5 protein-coding genes are annotated in these 12,222 nt (G+C 58.6%); 3 read left to right on the top strand and 2 right to left on the bottom strand.

Annotated features, from left to right (window positions below):
* Nucleotides 1-7 precede the first annotated feature (7 nt).
* On the bottom strand, nucleotides 8-1,285 hold the full coding sequence (locus MWU49_RS15635) for a porin (RefSeq protein ID WP_246974109.1): 1,278 nt from the start codon (nucleotides 1,283-1,285) through the stop codon (nucleotides 8-10).
* 976 nt (nucleotides 1,286-2,261) lie between these two features.
* On the opposite strand from MWU49_RS15635, the gene MWU49_RS15630 reads away from it, so the two are divergent.
* Nucleotides 2,262-4,724 (top strand): membrane dipeptidase, encoded by a 2,463-nt coding sequence (locus tag MWU49_RS15630; protein WP_246974106.1) that lies wholly within the window; start codon nucleotides 2,262-2,264, stop codon nucleotides 4,722-4,724.
* Nucleotides 4,725-4,759: 35 nt separating this feature from the next.
* Nucleotides 4,760-7,777 (top strand): parallel beta-helix domain-containing protein, encoded by a 3,018-nt coding sequence (locus MWU49_RS15625; RefSeq protein WP_281502357.1) that lies wholly within the window; start codon nucleotides 4,760-4,762, stop codon nucleotides 7,775-7,777.
* 493 nt (nucleotides 7,778-8,270) lie between these two features.
* On the opposite strand, the gene MWU49_RS15620 is transcribed toward MWU49_RS15625, so the two are convergent.
* Nucleotides 8,271-8,888, bottom strand: a complete 618-nt coding sequence (locus MWU49_RS15620; RefSeq protein WP_246974104.1) for a lysophospholipid acyltransferase family protein — start codon at nucleotides 8,886-8,888, stop codon at nucleotides 8,271-8,273.
* A gap of 273 nt (nucleotides 8,889-9,161) precedes the next feature.
* Between MWU49_RS15620 and acnA the strand changes: the two genes are divergently transcribed.
* On the top strand, nucleotides 9,162-11,909 hold the full coding sequence (gene acnA / locus MWU49_RS15615; RefSeq protein WP_348646709.1) for an aconitate hydratase AcnA: 2,748 nt from the start codon (nucleotides 9,162-9,164) through the stop codon (nucleotides 11,907-11,909).
* Nucleotides 11,910-12,222 lie beyond the last annotated feature (313 nt).

Genomic DNA, 12,222 nt, shown 5'->3' with positions numbered 1-12,222 from the left:
TCCTCCCTTAAAAAACCGTTTCCACCGCCAGGCGGTAGATCATCGGATCATCATCATCAGGCTGCCCACAGCCCACCCCCGCTGTCGCAACATCGCAGCTGCTGTCATACAACCCTTTGGAAGGGTATTCACTGTCGCCAATATCATAGTTGCGCGTCACTTCAGCTTTGAGTGCCAGGCCCGGCGTCAGGTCGTATCGCGCTGTAAAGGTCCAGCTTTTCTGACGGTCTGCAAAATTATCAAATATCAGTGGCGCCACCGGATTGGAAGTATCCACATGACCAAAATCACTATGGTCAATCCTCGCCCAGGTGACCTGGGGAGTCAGCTTGCCAATGCGATATCCCATGGTGACGTAGGCAGACTCAAGCCGGGGAAACCAGTGACTGGGGGTTGAGAGATCCAGCCGTCCGACCTCACCAAGAGTGAAGAATGAACCGTTGTCGTACTGCAGGCCCACACCGGTAAAGTAGGCATAGTGCTCATCCATGTTCAGGGCAGTGAAGGCAGGCACAAGCAACGGATCCGGTGCCAGCGGCGAAAGATCCACGCTTACCCGGCTATTCGTATAGCTGTACCAGAGTGACCAGTTCCCTGCGTCTGAACGAATATTGGCCCCATGCTGATCTCGCACCTTGAATTGCAGACCGTTGGCAGGAACATCCATGCCGCCCCAAAACACGTTGATACTGCTGGCTACCGGCCCGGTTAACAGCTTCCAGGTCAGATCAATCCCCTCATGGGTATCCAGAGGAATGACTGAATACATTTCCTCCGGCAAGGTAACCCAGTTATAGGCATAACCCACCTGGGTATATTGAGAGTGCAGGTAAAAAGGCAGTACAAGGCGCCCCGCTCGTGCCTTCAATGATGGCGCAAGCTCATAGGACACATACGCCCACTGCACTCCCGCATCGTAGTTCTCATCCGCTCGGCCGAGTACTTGAACAACCGCTTCCGTTTTTTCATTGATCTCCCCGGAAAACTGGATCCCCGCACGGGTCAGGCTGTTCATGTTCCACTCATCACTGGCCACGTCTTCGGAAAACACAAGACGCTCTCCTGAAGATGAGCGTGTACCCGAGGAACGCTCCATGGCGAAGGTCATGAAGCCATCAATCTTGATTTTCTCATCCAGACTGGTACTGACCTGAGGTTGCTGCTCAAGAACCTGGAGACGCTTTTCTGCCTCTGCGAGACGTTCTTCCAGCGTCATTTCTGCGAAAGCAGTTGCCGATATGGTAGACAACACCATGGCAACCGCAGCCCTGCCTAAAAACTCCATAGGTACTCCATTACGTTTCATTATTATTTTTTGCCCGGCCCCCTGCCGTAGCGACAAGCCTCATTACCTGATTGCCTGCCACGCTCCCAAGGCGCGGTGAAGGCAAACATCTGCTCATCGTGGCGGAGCCCCCCAAAGGCAAGACCCTCATTTACAGCAACCTAATCCCTCCTTTTATCATCACTATTTTCAGCGGCTTTCAGACGTACCCGCCTGATCCGGCCTGGAGGAGCCCTGCGCCCATGACGAGGGCGTCCCGCTCCACAAGAACAAACACTTTGCGTAAATATGTGTACCGACGCAGCCCCACTTATCCCCCATCCCAAACCTTTCATCTCTCCACCAACAAGAATCATGACTTTTGTGTACAAACGTTCAATTATCGAATCACATTCAAGCGGAAATTTAGCAAGATATAATAAAATACCTGTATATAAAGGCACTTAAGCGTTAACCCCCTCCGAGACCCTAACCAACATTAAATGAGAACACCTGTTCTTTTTTGAATCAGGGAAACAATCTCCTCTTATTGGCTCAACATCAAATTCCGCCCCCTCCCTCCATGCCTTTTGGCATCAGTAAAACCCTCGCTATACCTCGCAGTGGGAGCCGGAGTGCAACGGAGGTAACAACCGAAGACTGCCCGGCACAAAGAACCTGCCTGCAAGCGATCCGAGCCCAAGCGAGGCAAGGATTACCGACGCGAGTGTCGAGTAACGAGTTGCGAAAATCTCAAACCGGTGGGCTGATTCTGGATTCGGGGTTTGCCTTTCGAAACTCGCTCCTCGCCCCTCGAAACTGTTTTCTCCCCCCGACTACAACCCGTAAAGAAAGCGTCAAGAACCCTCACAAATCTGCAACAGCACCTCCTCCCACAAAAAAGGTACAAACGTACCAATAACATTGCGCCGTCGTTCATAACTCCAATCACAGCTTCGTGCGCAGACAAACAGAATGGATCTCCGAGGGGTACGCCATGTCGATCAACAAGACACTGCCACTGGTGGCAGTTACTGCTGTTGCCACTTTCCTGTCAGCCTGCGGAGGGGGAGGCAGCAGCGCCACTGCGCCCCAGGGCGCGAACACATCGCCCACGGATCAACAGCAACCTGTGACACCCCCGCCCTCTCCCAACAAGCCACCGGAAGAACCGCAACCGCTGACCCGCTACAGCGTTGCCAATAGCTGCTACACCCTCGCCAGTGAAGGCCGCTTTCTGCAGGCTGACGCAGACAGCTACCAGCTGACCACGAACGCCACTGACGCCACTGCCTTTTACCTCAAACCCACAGCCCTCGGCCGCTATCTGCTGGTATCCGATTACCAGCGCGCTCCGGGAGCCTACGGCAGCATCGAACTGCTGGGCATCAGTGATCCCGCCGGGGAGTTTCTGGATCAAGGTGGCAACTTCATCGGCGAAGTCAGCTATCTGGTCTCTGGTCTCGGCGACACCCTCAATCTGGTCCTCGACCCGGTGGCCCCACTGGGCGGCCTGCTGAGAGAGCTGGGCGAAAGCCTGGACGGACTGGGCGACAATATTGGTGATATCGATGTTCAGCCGGCCCTTGGCAAGGTGGACAGGGCCAGCGATCTGGCGGTCTGGAACCTTAACCCCAGCGAAGGGGAGCGCTTTACGCTGGCCTCCCAAGTCACCGGTCTGCTGCTGACTGCCAGTGATGACGGGCTGACCCTAAGCTCCCCCAGCCTGGAAGATGACAATGCCCGCTTCACCCTGGCACCGGCAGAACAGTGCGCCAGTTACCCCGAGGCCATGGTTAGCGCCGAAGTGGAAGCGCCGGGCCCCGCCATCTATCTCCGTGATGTGGAACGCTTCCGCAATGTACCGGGCCTGGATAACGACGACATCTTTGGCTACGTGGATGCCCACAGCCATATCTCCGCCTACGAATTCATTGGCGGGCGTATTAACTACGGCGACCCCTTCCACAAGTTCGGGGTTGACCATGCACTGCATGACTGCGCGGAAAACCACGGCCCGGAAGGTCTCACCGGGGTGGTGGAACAGGTCACCAGTACCCCGGGGCCCCATGCCACCCGTGGCTGGCCGGACTTTCCGTACTGGCCACGCAGTAACTCCCTGCAGCATCACCAGAGCTACTACAAGTGGATAGAGCGGGCCCACCTTTCCGGCCTGAAGATTCTTGTAAACCATCTGGTGCACAACGAAATCCTCTGCCAGATCAATCCTCAGAAACAGAATGACTGCGACACCATGGCCGCCATTGAAATGCAGGCGGAGCAGATGCATCGCATGCAGGACTATATTGATGCCCAAAGCGGCGGCCCCGGCGAGGGCTGGTTCCGCATCGTCACCGCCCCGGCCCAGGCCCGAGAGGTGATTGCCGATGGCAAGATGGCGGTGATCCTTGGCGTGGAAGCGTCCAAGGCACTCAACTGCGGCGAGTTCCTGGATGTGGCGGAGTGCAACCGGGACGAAATCGTCGAGCGCCTCGACCGGCTCTACGCCATGGATGTGCGCAGCCTGTTCCCGGTACACAAGTTTGATAACGCCTTTGGGGGACACTTGCCGGATCTTTCCGATGGCATCGGCATCGGCGCGGTGCTGTATGGCGGCAACCTGCTGGAAACCGGTCACACCATTGAATTTGAAGAATGTCCGGAACACGAACACGGCGACACCAGCACCCCGCTCGCCGACACCCTGCAACCCTTTGGCATCTTCGATCAGTTGCTGTTCCAGATCGATTACGCAGGTGAGCGTTTCCCCGCCACTCCGGAAGAGCTGGCGGAATACGATCCGCGCCGCGGAACCGATCACCTGTGCAACACCCGTGGCCTCACCGATCTGGGTTTCTTCCTGATCGAGGAACTCACCAAACGCGGCATGATGATCGAAACCGACCACATCAGCCGCAAGGCCGCCAACCAGATTCTGGAAGTGACCGGCGCCCGCGGCTACCCGGTGATCAACAGTCACGGCGGCTGGGGTGGCACCGAAGACCTGCGGGACCAGGTGGCGGCTCAGGGCGGTATTGCCGCCTCCTTCGGCAGTGTCCGTGGGGATTGGGTGGACCAGCTTACCCGCGACGGCAACCGGCCCCGTGCTGACGAATTCAAGGTGGGTCCATTCGGCGGCGCCCCCTTCGCCTCTGACGTCAATGGCATTGCCAACCTGGTCGGCAACCCCGGCACCCCCGATCAGGAAGCCTCGCTGTATCCCTTCACCTCTGTGGATGGTCGCGTGGTCTTCGACAAGCAACTGACCGGTGATCACGCCTTCAGCCTTTACGAAGGCCGCGGGGTTGCCCACTACGGTCTCTACCCGGACCAGATTGCCGACATGATCGCCAACAGCGACCGCTCGGAGGAACAGGTGGACGATGCTGTTAACCAGCTATTCACCTCGGCGGAAGCCTACATACGGATGTGGGAACGACTGGAACAGGCCACGCAGTAATGGCCCAAAACAAAAAGCACATTCAGGGGAACATCATGAGCATAAAACTCACCCGACCTTTGGCGCTGGCCTTGTTGGCCAGCGCGATCAGCCTCACCGGCTGCGGTGGTGGCGGCAGCAGCAGTGCCGTCGCTCCCGCTAATACGCCCGCCCCCAATAATGGAGGGAATGGCAATGGAGGTGACGACGGTGACACGGGCAGCCCGCCCCTCGCTGGCGACGGCCGCACCTTTGTGGTCAGCCCCGGTGACAGCTCCACCCAGGACATGGTCGACGCCATGATACAGCTGCGCCCGGGAGACACCCTGCAGTTCGAATGTGGCTACTTCAATCTGGATCAGGGCCTGTTGATTCAGGCTACCGAAGATGTCCTGATCAAGGGCTGCGGCAAGGACGAGACCGTCCTGTCGTTCAAGGACAGCGTCAATGTAACCGGTCTGGAAGCGCTCAACATCCGCGGCATCACCGTGGAGGACCTGACCATCCTCGATTCTCCCGGTGATGCCTTCAAACTGAAAGGCGTCAAGTGGGGCACCCTGCGCAACGTGCGTGCCATCTGGTCCGGTGGTGGCGGCCAGATTACCGAAGACAACTATGCTGACCGGCTCAACGTGGCCTGTACCAAGCCGCCTTTCAATGAAGGAGACCCCACACCGGATTACGTGCCCAGCTCGGCCAGTGGCCGCTACGGTATTTATCCGGTGGAATCAGAGAATATTCTGGTGGAAGGTAGCGAATCCGTTGGCGCTTCCGATGCCGGTATCTATGTGGGGCAGACCAACACCGCGATCATTCGTGACAGCCGTGCCGTCTACAACGTAATGGGTTTTGAAATCGAAAACGTTCAGGGCGGTGAGTACGATAACAATGTGGCCGAGTGTAATACCGGTGGCTTCCTGATCTACGATCTGGAAAACATCACCCAATACGGCGATACCTCGGTGATGATCAACAACCTGGCCCGCAACAACAACACCTACAACTTTGCCCACAGTGGTCTGGTGTCCGCGGTGCCTCGTGGTACCGGTTTCATCACCCTCGGTTACGACAACATCGAAGTGCTCAACAACACCTTCGAAGACCATAGTACTGCCGCGGTAATCTATACCAGCTATGAACTGATTGATGGCAAGGGAAAAACGGCGGACCGAAAGCTCGACCCCTATACCGAGGGGCTGCACATTCACAACAACGTGATGAAAAAATCCGGCTACGATCTGCCACCGCCAAACCTGGAAAAAGTGGCCAACGGCGAAGTGGAAAGTGTCCTGCCTACCCTGATCGGCCTGAAGAATTTGCCGACCATTAACGATCCCACCCAGTTGCTGGGCAGCCTCGACAACATTCTGAATCTTGGCAAAGGCGCCCACATCGTCTGGGATGGACTACGAGATGAGCTGGACGCTGACTGCCCCTACCCGAAAGACAGCAGTGGCAACCCGGTGCCCATGGACAGCAATGGCAAGCCGATCCACACAAATGAACACCCCAACCCAAGCTGTCATTACAACGCCTACAAGTTTGATGACGAAGGCGCCCGGCTTCAGCCCAAATGGGGTTCCTGTTTCCACGACAACGAATACGCCGATGACAGTGAAACCTACCTGAACTTCCATGGCACCGATGGCCTGGAACTGGTGCTGGCGCTGGCAGAACAAGACTTTTCCATCCTCTCCCCGGATGGGCTGCTGGATGCCCTGGAAGGCCTGATGAACATGCCATCCGATACCAATATTTCAGATCACGATTGCCAAACCCGCTTTGGCAGCGTGCTGGATTCCCTGCCGCGAGTAGTGATCCCGCCCTTCGAGCGTAGCGGTGATTTCGATCCGGCACCGGACCCTGAAGTGGTAGAGCAACTGTGCAACAGCGAAGTCGCTGGCAGCGAGATCAACCGTGCGGCCCTGGCAGTAAACTGTCCGCGCCTGGACCAGTACAACCTGTTCGCCACCGCGGATGACCCACGCAGCCTGCCCAACGAAGGCGGCGTCCCCTATGTGCTGAACAGCAAACTGTTCTCGGATTACGCCACCAAGTACCGCGTGGTCTTTGTACCCCCCGGCACCAAGGCGGTGTACCGCGACGGCCAGGAGGGCAACAATCTGAATGGCGGCATCCACTTCCCCACCGGTACCGTGATCGCCAAAACCTTTGCCTTTACCAATGAAAGTGAGGGCACCGAAACGCTGGTGGAAACCCGCCTGCTGATCAAACGTACCAGCAGCAGCGGCAAACCCTTCTGGGAAGGCCTGCCCTACATCTGGGCTGAGGAAAATGGCGAAATGGTTGCGCGTCTGTCCATGGGTGGCGGCACTGTCTCGGCAGAATGGCATTACCGCGATGCGGACTCCGGCACCCTGCTCACAGGCAGCACCAGCGGCTATTCCGTGCCTAACGCCAACCAGTGCATTACTTGCCACGGCAATGACGACCAGCCTGCTGGCAGCGCGCCGATCGGCCCCAAGCCGCGCAACCTGAACCGCCCCTACAAGGCCGAATCTGCCTTCATGGGCAACACCGGTCAGGCCGGATTCCCGGCGGTGAACCAGCTGCAGTACTGGAGCGATGTGGGCATTCTCAGTGGCACCCCGGAGCTCACTGTCAGCAACGGTATCGCCACCAACATCGAGCGCATCCCGCACTGGAACGTGCCCGGTGATAGCGGTGCCACGGCAGGCTCTGACGCCGATGTTGAAAGCCGCGTGCGCGCCTATCTGGAAGTGAACTGCCAGCACTGTCACAACGACAAGGGCGCCGCTTCCAACACCGGCTACTACCTGGATCACTTCCGGGATGTGGATGCCAGCTACGGCGTGTGCAAGAAACCCACCGCCACCGGCGGCGGCTCCTGTGGCCGTCAGCATGTACTGGTGCCGGGCAGCGCAGACAGCTCCATCGTGTCCTGCCGGGTAGCCGCGGAAAACGATCCGCAGCGGATGATGCCCCCCATCGCCCGCAGCGTGGCCCACACCGAAGCCAGCGCCCTGCTGGACCAGTGGATCAACACCGTGGTGGACAGCAGCTACACCAACGCTGGCGCCTGCGGCAACTGATCAGGAATCACCCTGCACCTCCCGTTCGCGGGAGGCATCCCTCCCCGCTTGCGGGGAGGTTTTTTTGGGGGGCTTCGACTGCCTGAAACCTGACCGGTGCAACATCTCTCTGTAGGAGCTTGCCTGCAAGCGATCCGAGCCTCGGCGAGGTAAGGATTCCAGAAGCGAGTTTGGAGTCACGAGTTTCGAAAACCAAAAGGTGGCAGCCTGGAAGTGCTTTGAAGTTCTGCCTTTGAAACTCGCTTCTCGTCACTCGAAACTCATGACCTCGCCGAGGCTCGGATCGCTTGCAGGCTCGTTATTCGCTGCGCTCACCCCTTCGGGGCCGCACTCCGTGCGTTACTCCGCTGCGCTACGTTCCTACAGCGGCTTCGTAGAAAGGCTGAAAACCCGGGAACTTTTCCGGGTTGTTCTATCCAATCAAGCGTAGCTTGTAGCTTGTAGCTTGTAGCTTGTAGCTTGTAGCTTGTAGCTTGTAGCTTGTAGCTTGTAGCTATTCTGCTTTTCCCGCTTTTTCCCGCAATGCCTTGATCGGTGCCGAGAGTTTTTCCGGGTGGCGAGGGTGTACGTGGGCGTAGCAATTGAGAATGGTGGCGAGATCCGCCTCCAGATCGCCTGAGGCAGGCACCACCAGCGGGAAGTCGATTTCCTTCTTCCTGTAATCTGCCGAGGCCACGATGATCGGCACGCCCGCCTGGTTGGCAATCCGGTAGAAGCCGGTTTTCCACTGGCTGGCGCCACTGCGGGTGCCTTCCGGTGCCACGATCATGAACAGCTTGTCATGCTCGTTGAACTGGGCCACGGTCTGCTCAACCACGCCCCCGGCCTTGCTGCGATCAATGGGCAGCGCGCCCATCCAGCGCAACAGGGAACCTAGAGGCCCCTTGAAGGCGCTGTCCTTGATCATCACGTGGGCATCCAGCCCCAGCTCCATCATGGCCGCCAGGGTCACCACGCCATCCCAGTTGGAGGTATGCGGACCACCAATGATCACCGCCTTGGGTACCTCAGGGAGCGGACTCACCACTTTCCAGCCAATGGTCTTGAGAAAGCCGCGAGCCAGGGCGCGGGAAAAGCCGTTGCCGCGGCGGGGATAGGAAGCTGTGGTCATGGAAAATCCAGGTGATCCGAATCAGGGGGCGCCATAGTAAGGCCTGCCAGTAAACACCGCATTGACCGTGCCGACCTTTCCGCCCGGTGGCACGTGGCAGTATCGCCGGCGGCGACGATATTTCATGTCGCCGCCATATGGGCGTAGTATGAATCCTCTCAAGGGAACCAAGCATTCAGGGTCCCGGCAGCACCGTGCAGGACCCTGTTGTCCCACTCTACCGCGGCCAGAATGGCAGCGGACGACCCCCTCATATCCACCAGGAGGTGTACAGTGACACGGATTGGCCAGGACACCCTGAACAGCAAGAAAACGCTGCAAGCCAACGGCAAGACCTACCATTATTTCGATCTCAACGCCGTCGCCGACAAGGGCTGGGGCGACCTCAGCAAGCTGCCTTTCTCCCTGAAAGTCCTGCTCGAAAATCTGCTCCGTTTCGAAGATGGCGAAAGTGTCACCGGCGAGGATATCGAAGCCGTGGTGCGCTGGCTGGACCACAAGCGCTCCGACCATGAAATCAATTACCGCCCGGCCCGGGTACTGATGCAGGATTTCACCGGGGTACCCGGGGTGGTGGATCTGGCCGCCATGCGCGATGCCATCAGCAAGGCCGGTGGCGACCCGTCACGGATCAACCCTCTCTCCCCGGTGGACCTGGTCATCGACCACTCGGTGATGGTGGACAAGTTCGGCAATCCCCAGGCGTTTTCCGAAAACGTGGACATCGAATATCAGCGTAACCGCGAACGTTACCAGTTCCTGCGCTGGGGCCAGAAAGCCTTCAATAATTTCCGTGTGGTACCGCCGGGCACCGGCATCTGTCACCAGGTGAACCTGGAATATCTGGCCAAGGGGGTGTGGTCCTCCGAAAGTGATGACGGCAACACCTACGCCTACCCGGACACCCTGGTGGGCACCGATTCCCATACCACCATGATCAACGGCCTGGGCGTACTGGGCTGGGGTGTGGGCGGTATCGAGGCAGAGGCGGCCATGCTCGGCCAGCCCATTGCCATGCTGATTCCCGAGGTGATCGGTTTCAAGATCAGCGGCAAGTTGCGCGAGGGGATCACCGCCACCGACCTGGTGCTGACAGTCACCGAAATGCTCCGTCGCCGCGGAGTGGTGGGCAAGTTCGTGGAATTCTTTGGCGACGGCCTCGCCGACCTGACCCTGGCTGACCGCGCCACCATCGCCAACATGGCCCCAGAATACGGCGCCACCTGTGGCTTCTTCCCCATTGATGAACGCACCACCGAATACATGGAACTGTCCGGCCGCGACGCAGACACCATTGCCCTGGTGGAAGCCTACTGCAAGGCCCAGGGCCTGTGGCGCTCCAGCGCGGATCCGGATCCGGTATTCACCGATGTACTGGAACTGGATCTGGGCGATGTGGTGCCCAGCCTGGCCGGCCCCAAACGGCCCCAGGACCGGGTGCCACTGACCGCCGTGAAGCGCACCTTTATCGATGTGGTCACCGAAACCCTCAAGCTCAATGATGACGAGATCAGCAAGCTGGAAGGGGAAGGTGGCCAGACCGCCGTGGGCAATCACGAACCCAGTGGCGGCCAGGTGCCGGTGGTCATCGATGGTCAGAAGCACTACATGAGTCACGGTGACGTGGTGATTGCTGCCATTACCTCCTGTACCAACACCTCCAATCCCAGCGTCATGCTGGCTGCCGGTCTGGTGGCGAAGAAGGCCGCCGAAAAAGGCATGAACCGCAAGCCCTGGGTGAAGACCTCGCTGGCCCCCGGCTCCAAGGTAGTCACCGATTACCTTGAGGTCACCGGCCTGCAAAAACCGCTTAATGACATCGGCTTCGATCTGGTGGGTTATGGCTGTACCACCTGCATCGGCAACTCCGGCCCGCTGCCCCCGGAAATCGACAAGGCCATCAGCGACGGCGATCTGGTGGTCGCTTCCGTGCTTTCCGGTAACCGCAACTTTGAAGGCCGGGTGCATCAGAGTGTGCGTACTAACTGGCTGGCATCACCGCCCCTGGTGGTGGCCTATGCGCTAGCGGGCACGGTGAAGATTGATCTGGACAAGGATCCCATCGGCAAGGACAAGGAGGGCAACCTGGTCTACCTGAAGGACGTGTGGCCCAGCTCCGATGAAATTCAGGCCGAGCTGGTGAAGATCAACAACGACATGTTCCGCAACCAGTACGCCAGCGTGTTCGAAGGGGATGAAACCTGGCAGAGCCTGCCGATCCCGGATTCCCAGACCTATGACTGGGACAGCAGCTCCACCTACATCCAGAACCCGCCCTTCTTCGACGGGCTCACCGCCGAGGTGGACGACGTGGTGCCAGTGAAGAATGCCCGCATTCTGGCGCTGCTGGGCGACTCCATCACCACCGACCACATCTCCCCCGCCGGGGCCATCAAGGCGGACTCCCCCGCCGGCCATTACCTGCAGGGCCATGATGTGGAACCCATCGACTTCAACTCCTACGGCTCGCGCCGGGGCAACCATGAAGTGATGATGCGCGGCACCTTCGCCAACATCCGCATCCGTAACGAGATGACCCCGGACATCGAGGGTGGCTTCACCCGGCACCTGCCCGGCGGCGAAGAGATCCCCATCTACGGCGCAGCCATGCGTTACCAGAACGAAGGCGTGCCTACCGTGGTGGTGGCCGGCAAGGAATACGGCACCGGCTCCAGCCGCGACTGGGCGGCCAAAGGCACCAACCTGCTGGGCGTGAAAGCGGTAATCGCGGAAAGCTTCGAACGAATCCACCGCTCCAACCTGATCGGCATGGGCGTACTGCCGCTGCAATTCCCGGAAGGCACCGACCGCAAGACCCTGAATCTGGATGGCACGGAAGAGGTGGATATCCCGGATCTGACCAACGGCCTCAAGGCCGGCGATACCGTGAAGGTGGTATTCCGCCGCGACGGCAAGGAACAGACCGTGGAGGCCATCTCCCGCCTGGATACCGCCGCCGAAGTGGAGTACTACAAGAACGGTGGCATCCTCCACTATGTGCTGCGACAAATGATGGGGTAGGAGACGCTGCACGCAACATGCAGCACGCGAAGGGCTTGCCGCCCCTACTGTGGGAGCTTGCCTGCAAGCGATCCGAGCCTTGGCGAGGAATAAATCAGAAGCGAGTGACGAGTTTCGAGTTGCGAAAGGCAAAACCTGCGATGCACCTGACGGGTTTTGATTTTCAAAACTCGCTTCTCGTAACTCGAAACTCATCCCTCGCTGTCGCTCTAATCGCGGTCGAACGACCGCTCCTACAAGTGCAACTGCGCGGCTGTGGCGTGGTCGTGTAGCACCAGATCCACCCCGCGCCTTTCAACTTTAAACTTTCAAC

The organism is Alcanivorax sp. S6407 (assembly GCF_023016115.1).
In the GTDB taxonomy this organism is placed as follows: Bacteria; Pseudomonadota; Gammaproteobacteria; order Pseudomonadales; family Alcanivoracaceae; genus Alcanivorax.
Note: the sequence above shows the minus strand (reverse complement) of the source record. Positions and strands in the feature narration are given on the sequence as shown.